Here is a 16,254-nt window from a genome sequence, read left to right on the forward strand (position 1 = left end):
TCTTAGAACATCCAGACATTCCATTTGATAACAATCAAGCAGAACGGGATATTCGAATGACGAAAGTTAAACAGAAAGTGTCTGGGACTTTCCGAAGTGAGAAAGGTGCAGAATCTTTTTGTCAAATACGAAGCTTTATGAGTACCATGAAAAAACAAAAACAATCTGTCTTACAAGCGATAGGCCAGGTTATAGAAACCGGAACGGTTCCTTGGAAAATCACGACTTCATAAGAGAATTTCTCGATTTGATCTAGATTCATTCTCTGATTGGAGTCTTTTCTTTATCATGTTTTCAAATCGGAAACATGTATTTGGCATGCCTTGTTTCCTAACTAAGCTGAGTAGTTACCTTCCCCGAACATATCATATACGTTACTTTTTAGTAAGACAAAAAAAGTTGAACCACTAATTTCGCATCCCTGTTTTAGATATGTACTTACCTTATCTATATCGGATTGTTTCAGGCTTTTTTTTAATTTTTTTAATAATTTTTCCATATTTCTAGTTAGCTGATTCTTTGACATATCTATACTCCTTCCATGTTCTTTTTTTTAATTTACTCCTCAATAATACACATTAAATCACTTTAATTATATATAACAATTAATTTTATATTTAGTAATGTTTTACCAACCGTTTAGAATCTTATTATACCAAAAATCACATAACAAATTAGAATAATTTGGTTATCCTTGTATAGGAAGTTCCTATATTTATCAATATTTTAATCTTATAAAACAATATATTATAATCGACATTTCAATAACTGTTACAAATAAACAAACTCATATACAGACAGCTAAGCACATAATTTTGTGGTCACAAATGGTCACAGAACTTACAATAACCATTGTTTTTTAATGGAATTTCATTTATACAAACCTGTGAAAACCCCTTTAAATCAATCTTTCTCCCGTAGCTCAGCAGGGAGAGCGCCACCTTGACAGGGTGGTGCTCATCATTTAAATTTCACATCCACTTTATTTACAAATAAAAAGAAGAGCATATATCCCATATGCTCTTCTTCCCATAGCCAACAATACGCTTTATTCAACTAATATTTATCTTTTGGCCCCTTATCCATGACTTAATCAACCTTGTATCTAAGCGCTATTCCCTAACATTCAGCACCTCTAAAACTTCCCTAAACAGCACCGAACCTCTCCCAACAACCAACTCCAAAGGAACTTCCTTAACTCGCCCATCTCTTCCCACCATAACAACCCCATTCTCATAATCAACCCAAATCTGAACATCCTGCACATAATAACTTTTAATAGAAGAAGCCTCATCTAAATTACGATGATCCAACTCAACTTTAACTTGCTTCGTAAAACGGCGCAGCGTTTTCCAAAGAGTTCGTTCTTCTTTTGATTTCATGAAGAGTTCTGGGAGTTCTTGTACTTCTTTTAATAGCGACATAGTTGTTATTGTATATGTTTGAATGCCATATCCTACTGGGCGGATGAGGTGGTCTAGTTTTTTCCATGGCTCTAGTTCGAAATGTACATAAGCATCGTTTTGTTGCATTTGAATGTGTTTAATTTTGGCTACATATTGAATGCCACCTTTTTCTCCGTGCCATTTTTTCGGTGCATATAATGCTATGTACTTCGCTTCTTGCCATCCTGGTTTTAGTTGTGTAACTGGTAGCTGATATACGCCATTCTTTCTATATGTTTCATAGTCACTTTCATTTTTCACACTGCCTACTAATACTTTTTCTTCTAGTGCAGAGTGCCATTCTTCTTTTGTTCCTCTTGGAAGGATTCCTTCTCTTATAATTTCTTCTGGGCTTTTTTCAATGAGATGATCTAGAAATTGTTCAACTAGTCTTGTTGCCTTGGGTAAGAACGGAAATCCACCAATATTTACTTTTTCTATACTTTTATAAAATGGATGGTTCTCGTACGCTTCCTCTTGGTTCCATGGGAATAATACGTACGCTCCGTAAGCTGTCCGCTCAAAGGGTCCTTCTTGTTCTACTACTAATGCGTCTCTGTATCGATGCATTGTGTTAATATCCTCTTCTAGCGGACCAGGGGTTCGATATCGACTTTTATAATGAGCTGTTTCAGCAAAATCAATCCGATATTTCGCATCAAAAATGTATTGATATTGATAGCTCTTTCCCTTTTTCTCAATAGCGAGCATCGTATCCGGCTTTTGCGTAACTGTTGGCAGTCCACCATTTCTTTTTTGGAAGTAAAGCTCGATTACCTCATCTGTTTCTGGGTGTTTAAACGTTCTTTTCGCAGTTTTACTTTCATCTAGCGTTACATATAAACCATCTTGTTTAACTTGAATAACATCTTGATGGAGCGGTATATACTTTTTGGATAGAATTTGTCCAAGTTTTAAATACGTCCAGTATTCGTATAACCTTGCAACATCTTTTACCGACATTTTAAAAATTTGTCCTCGTAATGTTAAGCCTCGTGATAGCATTAAGAAGATTTGATACGCATCTCTATAGCCTGCTGCCATTTGGATAACAAGTGAAAAAACTGATCGATCTAATTTTCCGATTCCTCTCCAAAATTGATCGTTCAATTCATTTTTCATTCGATACTTCATATTTTTTACACGTTCCAGCAAATCTTCATCAGTTTCACCACGTGTATATCTAGACTTTGGCTCTAACGCCTTAAGTAGATCATCTATTTTATGTACAACTCGTTGAATCATCCATTTAACAAATCGATTTTCTAACGTATCATAAGACACTTCCTTATAAGCTGTAATGCCTTTAGTCGGTATACTGTTTTCTTCTTGCAGCAAGTGTGGTCGCTTTCGTAAATAATTCATTCCGACAGAATCCAATTTACGAATTTTTTCTCCTCGTACAAGTTGATGCCTAGTCATAAGTGTGTGATGCGGCTGTCTTTTTATATGAGAGATCGACTTCATAAATCGCTCAAAGGAATCATTTAAAATACGATAAAATTCACTCTTCGATGGATTTGTAGCGTAAATTGCAGATGCTCCTAAGTAAGTTCTCTTTAGTAGATGAAACGCTAAATTATAAATTTCATCATTTACCTCATCTAATAAAGCTTTATAATCATCCTTATAATCAAGTTTTACTGGAAAAACTTCAAATGTAACGGTTAATAAAGTTTCTTTATCATCTTTAATTTCAAACGTTGTATTTCCTACTTCATTCGGAAAAGAAAGATTTCCCATTAACACGTGAAGTGAACCCATTTTAATGGAACTAACTTGTTTTCGAAATCCTGGATGTTCATGATAAAAGGAGAGCTGCTTGTTATTTTTCGGAACAACAACAAGCTGATAACTTCTATTTTCAAAAAAGATCGGCGGATGTTCGTTCCATTTATCTAATCTCTGCAATCTCGCATCAAACACAGAAACGGATTCTGCCTTCCCATCTACCTGAAAATACATCATTTCATCTGCGTTCATAGCGTGATACTCTTTTAAACTCTCATATTTTTCATGATAAGGATTTCCTTTAATCGTCAATGATAGCTCCTCTGTTTCAATCTTAACTAGCTCTATCTCATTATTAGATCCAGAAAGAGGTGAAACCATCATACTCGAACCTCCTTAACATATGAGACAGCTTGTTAGCAGAACGAGGATATTTAGCATATGAAGCATCATTGTTGCCACTATCATATTCCTCATTTGCACATAATATATACAACTGCTTTAATACCTCTTCTGTTCTTCCATCGCTACCTGCAAGACGTGGTAAAATCTTTTGATATATTTGATAATCAAGTGCTTCATCAAACGATAATAACTTTCCTTTTTCGTTGTATGCCATATAGAAACAAATTTCATCTCGTATACGATATCCAACTTGAGCCCCAACTGATTCCAGTGATTTATTTATTTCTATTAAAATAGTCGATATATTTCTCACAAGGTCTTCATTTTCTTTAAAGCATTCTTTTAAATGAAGATACTCGGTTGCTAAAGAGCTATTAGAAACAACTTCAGCTTCCTTCTCTTCTATATCCATTAAGAAATTAAAATAATCTAAGTTAACGGTATTAAATTCAATTGTATTCGCACGATCTAATACTTTCTTACTTAAAGGATGTGTCGTTTCGTCCATGTTTACCGTTCCGATAATATATACATTTGCTGGGATCGTAATGTGCTTATTCGTAATGGATTCTGGAAGCACTGGTGACGTAACAATTTTTCCATCTTTCCATTTACGACTTTCAATTACACTTAAAAAATCACTAAAATAGTATTCCACTCGCGCTAAATTCATCTCATCCAACACTACAAAATACGGCCTATTTGGGTTTGCATCTGCATTTTCAAGAACTTTAATTAACGGTCTTTCTTGAAACTCCCCTTGAAGGTTCACATAACCAAGCAAATCAGAACTATCACTCCAATCAGGTCGAACCGGAATAAGTGTAAATTGTCCATTCTCTTCCGTAGCCCCTAAACTCTCGGCAAACCACTGAACAATTTTCGTTTTCCCTGTACCTGAAATACCTGATAAAATCACAAACGGCTTTGTCTTTAATGAAAGGAAGAAATTAATAAGATCCTTTTTCTCATAAAAGAAACCTTTACTTTGAATATAAGAAGACACATGATCAATAATTGATTGTTGATCTAAATACACTTCTTTCCTTTCATAAATCATTTCATACTTCGTTCCTTCCTCTTTATAGGATATGAATCCCTCATAATAGCGAAGCATTTCTTCTAGATCCTCTACTAACTCTTTTTCACTTGGCATTTTATTAACATCATACGCAATATAAGCCGCTGTTGAATTCGCATATCCTTTTGCTTTTGAGCTTGTTCCTAGAAAAATCTCATCATCTTTTTTCACCTTTTGGGACATATGTATTTGTTCACGAATCTCTTCTTTAATTTTTTGCATCTCTTCTTTAGTTGTTTCTGTCACACCTTGTCCAATGGTCAAATACAATCGTTGCATATCTTCGCTAAATAAATAGACGATATAATATCCTCTCTGTGTCGATGTTGTAATATCTCTATGCATTAGCGCAATCCACGGAACTGTTGCCCAATTCCCTTTCCCAACTGACCCTATCACACTGTACTGCTTCTCATTTATAAATGGTAAACGAATGATTTCCGTTGCTATATCATTTCGGACTGTTAATCCTAATTTATGTCCTGCAAATTTTTCTGTTTTTGCATCCAAATATTCTTTCATTACCTTTAAAAGGCCTTCACGTAAACTACTACTCATATTACCGCCCTTTTCTTCACTCTTTTTTATGTATTGCTCGGCTGGAATCCATTCAGCATTAATTATTTCCAATTTCTCAGACCACATTAAGAGATTATGCGTACGCTCTTTCGCTAATGATTCTAGCATTAAATTATCCCCTCTAGAGTTCCGGACGATTGTCATCGCTAAATCAACTAAAGTAGCTTTCTTGGCAGCCCTCGGATACACTCTTAAAAGATTAAGTACAAACAGAGCAATTTGAAAATACTCCTGCTTTAAAACTAGCTTCCGAATAGCATCATTCTTACTCTTTTCTCCAATGTATTCATTTAATAAAGACGTATCAATATCATGATTATCATTTAAAAATCCCAGTAACCTTAAATCTTGTCTTCCTTTAGATTTAACTCTATACAAATTACCACTAATTTGATCACTTAAATTTTTCGGATCGTACGTATCGTTTATTACCTCTTCCAAAAACCCAACAACTTTATGATACTGCTCACATGGCAAATTATCAGTTTGGAACTCTTTAAATGTAATAGCCCCTGATTCCGTTACATTCACAAATGGAAGCTGTGAAAAGAAAGCTCTTAAGAAATCGTTACATTCACTCACTTGTCCGAAATCTTCACTCTTTACCGTACGCATAGCGATAAGCTTTCCCCAAGCATTCTTAAGAAGCTCAAAACTCACGTTAAAATAAGATGGTGCTTCTTCTTCCTTTGCATATTGTCCACTTGAAGTTTTAGTTTGAACATCTAATCCTTTATCATCCTTGTTTATAATCCAATAAGTTTTATCACCATTTATATCTTCAGCCTGCTTCATTGATTTAGCCAATTCAATTATGAGTTGCTCTAACATTTTCATCCCCACCGTTACAATAAATTACAATTACTACTATTTTACCAAACTATGTGTAAAAGAAAAATCATACGCCATACTGTATGATTTAATAATTCCTATTATTCCCCACTAGCTCCTTATACTCCTCACTACTCTGCTCAAGAAACCCCCTAGTCTCCCCACTCCCCTTATAAAAACTCTCCCAACCCCGCTCCCTCAAAATCCCCTTCCAACTATCACTCTCCACCATCTTTTTAATAATGCTATCCCAATAAGCAACCTCTTCTTCCGTCATATCTTTCGGGCCCATAATTCCTTTCCAGTGTCGGAATATGACGTTGATTCCTTGTTCTTTCCATGTTGGGATTTCTGGTAGTCGGTCTAGTCGTTTTGGTGCGGATACGGCTAGTATTTTTATTTTGCCGGCTTTGTATTGTTTTTCGGCTTCAGATAGGGTCATGGTTGCGGCGCCTATTTGTTTGTTCGTTAGGGCGTTTATGATTTTTTCTTTGTTTTCGTAGACGAAGAATTGTAGTTCGGCCGGGTTTATACCGAATGCTTTGCTTACTTGTACGAAGGATAAGTGATCGTCGTTTCCTAGGCCTGGGGCAACGCCGATTTTGAAGTTTTTCTTGTTTTGTTTTAGTTGTTCCATGAGTTGTTTTGCGTTTTCTATGTTTGAGTCTTTTGATACGACAACAACTTCCCAATCTGATGCAAGTGTTGCGAGCGGTGTGAAGTCTTTATATGTTAGTTTACTGTGGCCTAGTAGGTTGTTCGTTATGAGTAAGCTTGAGTTAATCGCCAGTACGTGACCGCCTTTTTGTTTCGTATATTTCCATCCGACATCACCGCTGCCACCTACTTTGTTTGTGACTGTGATTGATTTTGTGAAGATTTTTTCTTCTGTTAGTGTTTTTTGCATTGCTCGTGCTGTTAAGTCCCATCCTGCTCCTTGAACGTTTGGCGCAACGATTTCTAATTTGTCGATGTTCACTTTATTCGTATGGGATTTTTCCGAGGAACAACCAGCTATTACTATTACTCCTGTCATGATCCATATACATAGTAATAATCGTTTTTTCATAGTCCTCTTCCTATTCGGTATTTTCGTTCTGGTCGTCCGATAATGCCGTATGTGTACTCTACTGTGCATTCGCCGGTCGCTACTAAGTATTCTAAATATCTTCTTGCGGTTGTTCTGGAGGCCCCCATTTGTTCTCCCATTTCTTCTATTGTAATGCCCTCTTCAAATCCTTTTATAATCCCTTTCACTTTTTGCAGTGTTAACGGATCCACACCTGTCGGTAAGTTTTTTATGTCTTGTGTTTGCGAAATCCCAAAGAAGTTATCGATGAGTGCTTGATTTACTTCATTGTTACTATGTAATAATTGCTTCTTTCTTTTATAGTCTTCAATGGTGCGAACGAATTTTTCTAACGTGACCGGTTTTATAAGATAGTTGCTTACTCCGTTTCGAATTGCTTTTTCTAGCATATAGTTTTCATTCGCCGCTGTTACCATAATGACGTCAACGTTTGGAAAGTCAACATGGATTTTCGGTAATAAATCTGTACCAATTCCATCTGGTAAATAGTTATCTAATAGAAGTAAATCGATTTCTTCTCTTTGTAGTAGTTCTATCGTTTCTTTTGCGTTTAATGCTTTTCCGATCACTTTTACGTCCTTTATTTTTAATAAAAACTCTTCCTGAATTTGCGCGACGCGGAAATCATCTTCTGCAATTGCAACCTTCAACATATGTCCATCCCCCTGTTTGTCATGTACTTTCTTTCAATGTTTTCGGAAGGTAAATTATAAAAATAGCTCCCCCATTTTTCTCGTTTTGAATTTCAATTGTTCCCTCTAGTAGATCTACCATTTCTTTCACGTTTGCTAGTCCGTAACCACGATCAGTTCCTTTCGTTGAAAATCCTTTTTGAAAAATGGTCGTTATTTTTTCTGCCGGTATCCCTATCCCGCTATCTATCACTTCAAACACAATATCGTGTCCAATATCCGTAACAAAGAAGGAAACACTCTTTTCCTCTCGTTCATTCACCGCATCAAATGCATTATCGATTATATTTCCAAGTATCGTAATAAGATGCGACAATTTTATATGTTCTGGTAAAGGATGAAGCGCGCTATCTCCTTCAATATGAAAATCAATTTTCTTTTCAGATGCTGTTCCGATTTTTCCTAATAAAATAGCTTGTACTTTCGCATCATGAATTTGATGGAACAAAATATGATTTTGGCTTTGATGAATATTAGATTCTTGTTGGATAAATTCAATTGCTTCTTTGTAATGTCCTAACTGAAGTAATCCTGATAAGACGAAAAGTTTATTTGTAAATTCATGTGTTTGAGCACGTAAGTCCTCGGAATATTTTCTTACCTCAGATATCGTATTCACTAAGTTTTGCAGTTCTGTTTTATCTCTAAAACTACATACAACGCCTACCGTACTATTATTTTCGAGTATCGGTGTCATGTTTAAAATAAACACTTTATCTTGAAACGCGATTTCTTGATCGGTTTCTAGCACTCTTTCCATATTAAAATTCGGTAAAACTTTTGAAATGTGCTGCTGCATATAATCATCATTTACATGAAGCATTTCTTCTGCCGACGTGTTCATCATCGTAATAAAACCATTTTGATCAATGGCGATAATTCCTTCTTTTATAGATAGTAGTATGGCGCTTCGTTCCCGGTATAGCGCTGCGATTTCATTTGGCTCTAAACCGAGTGTATCTTTACGAATGCTACGTGCTAAAAGAATGCCACCAACAATTCCAACTAATAATACAGCTAAGGAAAAGAGTATAATTTCTTTCGTTCTGCTCAGTATATTAGATTCGATACCTTTTATTAAAAACTCTACTGTCACAACACCTACGACTTGATCGTAGTCTCCGTTATGAACAATAATGGGTGCCTTTGCCATTAAAGCAGGACCACTTTCACCATTTCCTTCGAGCGTATAATAGCCACCAAAAGTGAGTGCTTCATAGTTATACGGGTTGTTACTCTTTGTTCCAATCAACTCAGAATTAGAATGGGAATACATAACCCCATAGCGATCTTCCACAATTACATAATCCGCACCAGCTTGCTCACGAACTTGTTCCGCAATAGATTGAATGTTACTTTTATGCTCGTTATTTTGAAAAGCCTCTTTTATAGCTGGCATAAAAGAAAGAGATTTAGCTGTTTGCAGCGCTAACTGTTCTACTTGGCGCTTCGTATCAACGGACTGAATGTAAACAAATATTCCCGCTAATAGGAGAACGACAAATAAAATTAACGCGATAATTAAGCTTACTATTTTCGTTTGTAATGACACTTTGCGTGATTTTTTCATGCTTCATATCCTTTGATAAAATATTCAAAACTATCAATCTCCTTTTCTATTATTATGACAAAACTGAAAATGAAGCAACTATTAAAAATATCCATGTTCATAAAGTACAAAAAGAATAAAATTGTCATAATATTGAGATTTCATCCAAAGAACAGTACAATTCTTTTACATTGAACACGCTTTCATAATTATCATTTTATTACTAAGCAAGAGGAGGAATTAGTATGGCTCAAGTAAAATCAAACCGAGTCGCTGGCAATATCTTCAAAGGTTCTGTCGGTAATTTAATTGAATGGTACGACTGGTACGTTTACTCTGCTTTCGCCGTTTATTTTTCAGCAGAGTTCTTTCCTAAAGGAGATCCAACGAGTCAGTTACTAAACACAGCGGCTATTTTCGCAGTTGGATTTTTAATGCGCCCTATCGGAAGTTTATTAATGGGACGCTATGCGGATCGGCACGGACGCCGGGCAGCATTAACGCTTTCCATTACAGTTATGGCCGGTGGTTCTTTAATTATTGCCTGTACACCGAGTTACGAAAGTATCGGTATTATGGCCCCTATTATTTTAGTTCTTGCTCGTTTACTTCAAGGGTTGTCACTCGGCGGAGAGTATGGAACTTCCGCAACGTATTTATCTGAAATGGCTAGTAGTGGACGCCGTGGTTTTTATTCAAGTTTCCAATATGTAACGCTCGTTGCCGGACAGATGGTTGCGTTAGGCGTTCAAATTGTTCTTCAGCAATTACTAAGCGAACCAGATATGAAAGCTTGGGGATGGCGTATTCCATTCATTATTGGAGCGATGGGCGCAGTAGCTGTATTATGGCTTCGCCGTACGATGGATGAGTCGGAGCAGTTCTCAAACATAAAATCACAAAAACGCGAGAGCGCAGGAACCGTTCGCGCGCTTATGAAACACCCGAAAGCAGTATTAACAGTAGTCGGCCTAACATTAGGAGGCACTGTTGCATTTTATACGTACACAACATATTTACAAAAGTTCATGGTAAACACAGTCGGTCTTCCGAAAGAAGTTGTAAGCTGGATTAACTTTGTCGCACTACTTATTTTCGTCGTACTTCAACCGATTGCAGGGCTACTATCCGATAAAATTGGACGCCGCCCACTATTAATGGCATTCGGTATTCTCGGAACATTACTAACAGCGCCGATCTTCTTCTTCATGGAAAAAACGACAGAACCAATCGTAGCATTTTTACTCATGATGGTCGGTCTCATTATCGTTACTGGTTACACTTCCATTAACGCAATTGTAAAAGCAGAACTCTTCCCAACTGAAATCCGCGCACTCGGCGTAGGTTTACCATATGCACTAACCGTCGCGATATTCGGCGGAACAGCTGAGTTCATCGCTTTATGGCTAAAGAGTATCGGAATGGAATCACTATTCTACTTCTACGTAGCTGGCTGTATCGCGATAAGCTTTATTACGTATTGGCGTATGGATGAGTCATCGAAAACTTCGCAGATTGAGGCGGAGCTTGGTGGGGATAAATTAGTTAACAATAAATCTAGTTAAAATTATGTATTCTATTATCTTCGTTTATCTGAAAAAGCATAATTCGTTAATATGCAATTTAAAAACCTCTACTTATATGTAGAGGTTTTTGTATGACGAAAAAACACGTAGTTCCATTGTTAATTTACAAACCCCAAATTCTTCCTCATCTTAAAGTGGAACAAATTTATTACTTAGAGTGTCTAATAAGTGTATTTCTAATATGAGTTGTCCAGATTGGATACAACATATCCCGTTTGACATCTATTTTTATGTATTACAAAAAAATGAAAGGACTTATTATTCCCAAAAGTAAAAAACATGTATTGTAATACTTTCACAGGTGAACCATTACAAGTGGAAACAAAAAAGAAACAACCCAAACCGTGACTTATCAATCATATAAAGTGAAACTTTAATCAGCGGGGGTCTTACTGCCCGGCAAATAGCGGGATAAACGTTTTGGATGTCATTTAACCTGTGAAATTTCAGCTGCAGTAGTATTGTTACCTTATGTCATCTTTAATTACATCGGTATTTAGAATACCTAGACAAAATCCATATATTCTTGAAAGAGGTTGAAAATTTATGTTCGTTTTAAACAAGTTCTATAACATTTTACATTACAAAAAGATTGTACCTGTAGTATTACTTTCATGTGTATCACTTATAGGCTGTTCCAATAGTAATGCTCAATCTGAACCACCTAAACAAACGAATCAAGCTAATCAAATTAAACAAGAAAATACAGGTAATCAATCTTTTGCTAAACTTGAAAAAGAATATGATGCTAAGCTTGGTATTTATGCACTGGACACAGGTACGAATCAAACTGTTGCTTATCATTCAGATGATCGTTTTGCGTTTGCATCTACATCTAAATCATTAGCTGTGGGCGCTCTTTTACGCAAGAACTCATTAGAAGCTCTTGATCAAAGGATTACGTATACTCATGAAGATCTTTCTAATTATAATCCAATTACTGAAAAGCATGTTGATACAGGAATGACGTTAAAAGAACTTGCAGATGCTTCTGTTCGATATAGTGACAGCACAGCACATAATTTGATTCTTAAACAATTAGGAGGTCCCTCTGAATTTGAAAAAATCTTGAGAGAAGTAGGAGATACTGTTACTACTTCAGAACGATTTGAACCTGAATTAAATGAAGTGCATCCAGGAGAAACACATGATACCAGTACACCAGAAGCGATAGCTAAGACACTTCAATCATTTACATTAGGGACTGCACTTCCAACAGAAAAACGTGAACTATTAGTAGATTGGATGAAGAGAAATACAACTGGAGATAAATTGATTCGTGCTGGCGTACCAAAAGGATGGGAAGTAGCTGATAAAACAGGCGCGGGATCTTACGGAACAAGAAATGATATCGCAATTATTTGGCCACCAAATAAAAAGCCGATTGTTCTTGCTATACTTTCTAATCATGATAAAGAAGATGCTAAATATGATGATAAACTTATTGCAGATGCAACCAAAGTCGTGTTAAATACCTTAAAAACTACGGAATAGAGGATAATAGGTTAAAAGTTTTCTATTTTAGGCGGTGTTTTCTCTAGTAGGAGTTGCACCGTATTTTCATCAACTAAAAATTTAATAGTGCCCCAAAAATGAAATTTGGTGCTCCCCCTAAAACATCTGGACTGTAATAGCCAATTAAAAAAATGCAAACAAAACGACCCTTAATCAGTCTTTTTGTTTGCATTTCCTTTTTCTAAAACCACAGAAAAGATAAGCACTATAGTTAACAGCATAATAAACCTTACTTCACTTCCATCACTTACAAAAAATGAATACAAAGTATATATTAAAATTAATATTCCATAAATAATTTTCTGCAATGTACTCCCTCCTTTTTGCCGTATATATTTTAGTATAAAAGTTTGATTCAAGTCCTATATCCAAATGAAAATACTTTTCTCTTGTTCATTTATCTATTTTCTTTTTATAACTCAAACTTCTTCGAATCGTACTTTTCTAGAGTTTGCTGCAATTCATCTTGTTCATATGGAATATGCTTATCTGTCTGTACATCTTCAACATTTGCTCCACCTGCTAATAATCTCCTGTACTTAAAAGAGTGCCCTGTTAATACTGTTTTAATCATTTTGTATTGCCCTCCTTTTGTTTGATTACTTGTATCATAAAACAGGTATCTGAAGTTGATATGTAGTCTATCTAGAGTGTATGTAAATTTAGAAAATCTCTAATAAATGTTTGTATTGTAACGTTACCACCAAAACTATTGCCCTAAACACCATGATTTGAAGAGATAGGCCCCCATGTTCTAGTCTCAATTCTTCCTACAGTTCTATATTCAGTAGAACTAGTTAATTCCTATAATATAGAAAGAGCACCACTTTTTGGATGCTCCTCGTTATAACTATATATTATTTAATTTCCTTCTTTTGCTGGTACCATTTTTCCTTCTTGAGAATCTGTACCTTCTGTTCTTTCAACTGTTTTTGCATATTCTGGTTTCTCAGGGGATCCCATTTCAAATCCTGGTTGAGAATCTGTACCTTCTTTTGTTGGTACCATTTTTCCTTCTTGAGAACCTGTACCCTCTGTTCTTTCAACAGTTTTTGCGTTTCCTTTAGGAGTTGCTGGCACTGCATCTTTAGGTAAATCAAAGTTTTGTGAGAAAGACGTTGTTCCATCTACACTCTGTGTAATTACTTGATTTGAACTATCTTCATTTGACTTTAAATTGTCCATTTTCGCATCATCTGCACCTCCCGCTACCAATCCTGTACTTAAAATTGCTCCTGCTAATAATGTTTTAATCATTTTTCATTACCTCCTGTTTATTTGTAATATTCATCAAAAAAGTATCTAGAGTTAATGTTTTAGTCATTATCTTTATCTACTTGCTTTTTGATTACATTTAGCATAAGACAAGAATCTATAGTTGATATGGACTGCATCTGGAGATTATGTAAAGAAAAACGGATGATCCATTGCATATCCTAATGGATGCTTAGACAAGATTGAAACTTTATATGAATTTGAATAATTGAGTTCCCCTTTGTTTTTGGGTGTGAGGGACTAACCCTTTCTAATTTGAAAGCAAACTTTTTATTAATTGAAGAATTAAAAGAGGTGGGGATCTTACTGCCCATTAATGCGGGATAAAAGAAAACCGCCTGAAATGATGTGTAATCGAATAGTAGTACATAAAAAAATACAAGTAACAATAAATTAAATCTCGTTAAAACAAAAAGGAGATGTCCCAGGCATGGTACTAGGACATCTCCTTTACTTATCTAAATTTCTAAATTTTATACAGCACTATCAATTAAACAATTATTAAATATATCTTCTATCTAAAACATCGTATTATCATTAGCTGCTTCACTTGGAATCTCTTGAATTACATCCCAGTGTTCGACAATCTTTCCATCCTTGATACGAAATATATCCACTATAGCAACTCCCTTATCTTGAGAATTAGTACGAGAATGTACATGAAGAGCAACTGTATCCCCTTCAGCTACTACACGTTTAATCTCTGCAGAGGAATTAGGATTTTTAACAAAATCCTCCTTAAAGAAATCCATGAAGGCTTTTCGTCCATCAGCAACAAAAGGATTATGTTGCTTATAATCTTCACTAACATATTTAGGGATAATATCGATATTATGTTTGTTAAAAACTTCATTATAGAAATCAACTACCATCTTTTTATTCTTTTCATTTTCTTTCACTTCTTTTGATACAGAAGCAACATTCTCGCTCTTTATTGAGTTCCCTTTGTTATTACCGGTGGAAGCTTGATATACTAAAGTCGAAACTACTCCTAAAATAAATACAGAAATAATTGTTATGATTAAACTTTTCTCTAATTTCATATATACCTACCTCTTCTACTTAAATAAGTTTTCTTCTATAAAAAGTTTGAAGAAGGAGAAACCTTCCCCAAAATATAATGTCAGGGGTAATGTTAGGAATTTCATTTATCCTAGCCCCCCTATACAAGACATATTAGAAACGATTAGCTCTAACTTAATACCTCATTAACAGTTGCACTGTCCACAATTTGAATAAACTTCTTAACCTTATCGTTCTCATCAAACTTATAAAGATGACAAAAATCTGCTACAAATGACTTCCCTGTAGCTTTATATGTTCCACTATATTTTCCATACACAATAACAGTATTGTTATTAAAAGTATAAATTTCATCTTTAGCGCTATAGTCATCCCATTCCGTGCCAAGACGTTCATGTACGTTTTTCACTACTTCATCTGGACCTATATAAGTACCTGCATATGGAAACCCAGCAGCTTCTGTCCAAGATACATTTTCACTTAAATACGTTTTGAACGCATCCAATTTCCCTTCGCCAGTTAACACATACGTTTCATGTAATAGTTTTTGATATTTATTCATATCATTAACCCCAAGGCATTTCTTTTGTTACAACTTTTGCACTTAATTCTAATACACCTTTATTTGCATAGTCTGGATATGCTGCTTCAAGTTTTGCCACAAAATCTTTTGAAGTTCCACTTTCCTCAGAAGCTTGAACCGCAGTTCTTAGATAATCCATTGTGGCAGTAAGTGCTTGATTATTTAGAGATTTTTCGATTGATCCATGGCTTGGTACAATTATGTCAGCATATAATGCTTGTAACACTTTCAAGTTCTCAATCCACGCCTCCATCGCCGCTTTTGAACTAGTATCCGCTAAGAATACATGTATTTCGTTAAATACATCAATACCACCAATTAATACTTTCAGCTCTTTATTAAATAAGCTAGTTCTGTAATGATCTAAGCCTACTAGTTCAAATGTTAACCCCTGAAAATCAATTGTGTTTTCTTTAAACACTTGAGGTAATACCACGTTACTTGGTGCATTTTCTCCAAGGACGTCTTTCCAAACTTTTAATTTCCCTAAGACAGAATGAACGATATGTTCAACAGTAGACTCCGTAGCATACGCTATAGCTTCTGGGTAAACGGCTTTAATGCTCTCTAATCCAAAGTAGTAGTCTGGATCCCCATGAATAATAAAGATTTGATCTAGAGATAAGTTGTTTTTTTTCAAATACTCTACAATTTCTTTCGAATCAGATTGAGTAAATTTTGAGTTTATTAAAAATGCATGTCCTGCTTTCTCAACTAATGTTGCTGTGACCATAAAGCTTTTTTCATCCGAACTAAACACCGTTAATTTCACATCTTGTTGATTTGTATCGATTGTTTTAAACATAGTATGTTATTCTCCTTTTGTTAAAGTTATGAACTAATTATCATATTTTTATCTTGTTCCGATA

The 16,254-nt window shown here is 35.3% G+C and carries 15 protein-coding genes; 3 read left to right on the plus strand and 12 right to left on the minus strand.

Going from position 1 to position 16,254, the window contains the following annotated elements; all coding sequences use genetic code 11:
* The coding region (locus ATL10_RS24825) for an IS66 family transposase (RefSeq protein ID WP_142670001.1) at nt 1-233 on the plus strand (233 nt) is incomplete at its 5' end.
* A 101-nt stretch (nt 234-334) separates the two neighbouring features.
* Here the strand turns inward: ATL10_RS24825 and ATL10_RS24830 are convergent.
* From ATL10_RS24830 to ATL10_RS24855, 6 genes are all read right to left on the minus strand, one after another.
* Nucleotides 335-526, minus strand: coding sequence for a hypothetical protein (locus tag ATL10_RS24830; RefSeq protein WP_110497724.1), 192 nt, complete (start codon nt 524-526; stop codon nt 335-337).
* Nucleotides 527-1,112: 586 nt separating this feature from the next.
* The gene (locus ATL10_RS24835; protein ID WP_142347273.1) at nt 1,113-3,557 is read right to left on the minus strand and encodes a restriction endonuclease-like protein; all 2,445 of its coding nucleotides are present in this window, start codon (nt 3,555-3,557) and stop codon (nt 1,113-1,115) included.
* Complete coding sequence (locus ATL10_RS24840; protein WP_142670002.1) at nt 3,532-6,072, minus strand: MrcB family domain-containing protein; 2,541 nt, start codon at nt 6,070-6,072, stop codon at nt 3,532-3,534. The genes ATL10_RS24835 and ATL10_RS24840 overlap by 26 nt, the downstream gene beginning before the upstream one ends.
* A gap of 88 nt (nt 6,073-6,160) precedes the next feature.
* Entirely contained in the window at nt 6,161-7,141 is a 981-nt protein-coding gene (locus tag ATL10_RS24845; RefSeq protein WP_142670003.1) for a tripartite tricarboxylate transporter substrate binding protein, read from the minus strand.
* Entirely contained in the window at nt 7,138-7,815 is a 678-nt protein-coding gene (locus tag ATL10_RS24850; protein WP_110497730.1) for a response regulator, read from the minus strand. The genes ATL10_RS24845 and ATL10_RS24850 overlap by 4 nt, the downstream gene beginning before the upstream one ends.
* A 19-nt stretch (nt 7,816-7,834) precedes the next feature.
* On the minus strand, nt 7,835-9,424 hold the full coding sequence (locus tag ATL10_RS24855) for an ATP-binding protein (protein ID WP_110497753.1): 1,590 nt from the start codon (nt 9,422-9,424) through the stop codon (nt 7,835-7,837).
* 224 nt (nt 9,425-9,648) lie between these two features.
* On the opposite strand from ATL10_RS24855, the gene ATL10_RS24860 reads away from it, so the two are divergent.
* Entirely contained in the window at nt 9,649-10,968 is a 1,320-nt protein-coding gene (locus ATL10_RS24860) for an MFS transporter (protein ID WP_016513670.1), read from the plus strand.
* A gap of 567 nt (nt 10,969-11,535) precedes the next feature.
* Nucleotides 11,536-12,483 carry a class A beta-lactamase BlaIII gene (gene blaIII, locus ATL10_RS24870; protein WP_097996994.1) on the plus strand — a complete coding sequence of 316 codons (948 nt, stop codon included), beginning with the start codon at nt 11,536-11,538 and terminating at the stop codon, nt 12,481-12,483.
* 170 nt (nt 12,484-12,653) lie between these two features.
* Here blaIII and ATL10_RS31395 read toward each other — a convergent pair whose 3' ends face one another.
* The 6 genes from ATL10_RS31395 to ATL10_RS24890 all read right to left on the minus strand — a co-directional run bounded on the left by ATL10_RS31395 (nt 12,654) and on the right by ATL10_RS24890 (nt 16,190).
* Entirely contained in the window at nt 12,654-12,812 is a 159-nt protein-coding gene (locus tag ATL10_RS31395) for a hypothetical protein (RefSeq protein WP_181419344.1), read from the minus strand.
* A gap of 104 nt (nt 12,813-12,916) precedes the next feature.
* The gene (locus ATL10_RS31400; RefSeq protein ID WP_016082676.1) at nt 12,917-13,078 is read right to left on the minus strand and encodes a hypothetical protein; all 162 of its coding nucleotides are present in this window, start codon (nt 13,076-13,078) and stop codon (nt 12,917-12,919) included.
* A 287-nt stretch (nt 13,079-13,365) separates the two neighbouring features.
* Complete coding sequence (locus ATL10_RS24875) at nt 13,366-13,761, minus strand: hypothetical protein (RefSeq protein WP_000598091.1); 396 nt, start codon at nt 13,759-13,761, stop codon at nt 13,366-13,368.
* Nucleotides 13,762-14,297: 536 nt separating this feature from the next.
* Nucleotides 14,298-14,822 carry a nuclear transport factor 2 family protein gene (locus ATL10_RS24880; RefSeq protein WP_000764214.1) on the minus strand — a complete coding sequence of 175 codons (525 nt, stop codon included), beginning with the start codon at nt 14,820-14,822 and terminating at the stop codon, nt 14,298-14,300.
* Between the two features lie 149 nt (nt 14,823-14,971).
* The gene (locus ATL10_RS24885; RefSeq protein ID WP_001046367.1) at nt 14,972-15,364 is read right to left on the minus strand and encodes a nuclear transport factor 2 family protein; all 393 of its coding nucleotides are present in this window, start codon (nt 15,362-15,364) and stop codon (nt 14,972-14,974) included.
* 4 nt (nt 15,365-15,368) lie between these two features.
* On the minus strand, nt 15,369-16,190 hold the full coding sequence (locus ATL10_RS24890) for an MBL fold metallo-hydrolase (RefSeq protein WP_110497755.1): 822 nt from the start codon (nt 16,188-16,190) through the stop codon (nt 15,369-15,371).
* Nucleotides 16,191-16,254 lie beyond the last annotated feature (64 nt).

The sequence above is a fragment of the Bacillus sp. 196mf genome (assembly GCF_003217275.1).
Classification (GTDB): domain Bacteria; phylum Bacillota; class Bacilli; order Bacillales; family Bacillaceae_G; genus Bacillus_A; species Bacillus_A thuringiensis_S.

Coding starts and splice junctions, on each gene's coding strand:
- ATL10_RS24830 (WP_110497724.1), bottom strand. CDS start 526: ATGTCAAAGAATCAGCTAACTAGAAATATGGAAAAATTATTAAAAAAA.
- ATL10_RS24835 (WP_142347273.1), bottom strand. CDS start 3,557: ATGGTTTCACCTCTTTCTGGATCTAATAATGAGATAGAGCTAGTTAAG.
- ATL10_RS24840 (WP_142670002.1), bottom strand. CDS start 6,072: ATGTTAGAGCAACTCATAATTGAATTGGCTAAATCAATGAAGCAGGCT.
- ATL10_RS24845 (WP_142670003.1), bottom strand. CDS start 7,141: ATGAAAAAACGATTATTACTATGTATATGGATCATGACAGGAGTAATA.
- ATL10_RS24850 (WP_110497730.1), bottom strand. CDS start 7,815: ATGTTGAAGGTTGCAATTGCAGAAGATGATTTCCGCGTCGCGCAAATT.
- ATL10_RS24855 (WP_110497753.1), bottom strand. CDS start 9,424: ATGAAAAAATCACGCAAAGTGTCATTACAAACGAAAATAGTAAGCTTA.
- ATL10_RS24860 (WP_016513670.1), top strand. CDS start 9,649: ATGGCTCAAGTAAAATCAAACCGAGTCGCTGGCAATATCTTCAAAGGT.
- blaIII (WP_097996994.1), top strand. CDS start 11,536: ATGTTCGTTTTAAACAAGTTCTATAACATTTTACATTACAAAAAGATT.
- ATL10_RS31400 (WP_016082676.1), bottom strand. CDS start 13,078: ATGATTAAAACAGTATTAACAGGGCACTCTTTTAAGTACAGGAGATTA.
- ATL10_RS24875 (WP_000598091.1), bottom strand. CDS start 13,761: ATGATTAAAACATTATTAGCAGGAGCAATTTTAAGTACAGGATTGGTA.
- ATL10_RS24880 (WP_000764214.1), bottom strand. CDS start 14,822: ATGAAATTAGAGAAAAGTTTAATCATAACAATTATTTCTGTATTTATT.
- ATL10_RS24885 (WP_001046367.1), bottom strand. CDS start 15,364: ATGAATAAATATCAAAAACTATTACATGAAACGTATGTGTTAACTGGC.
- ATL10_RS24890 (WP_110497755.1), bottom strand. CDS start 16,190: ATGTTTAAAACAATCGATACAAATCAACAAGATGTGAAATTAACGGTG.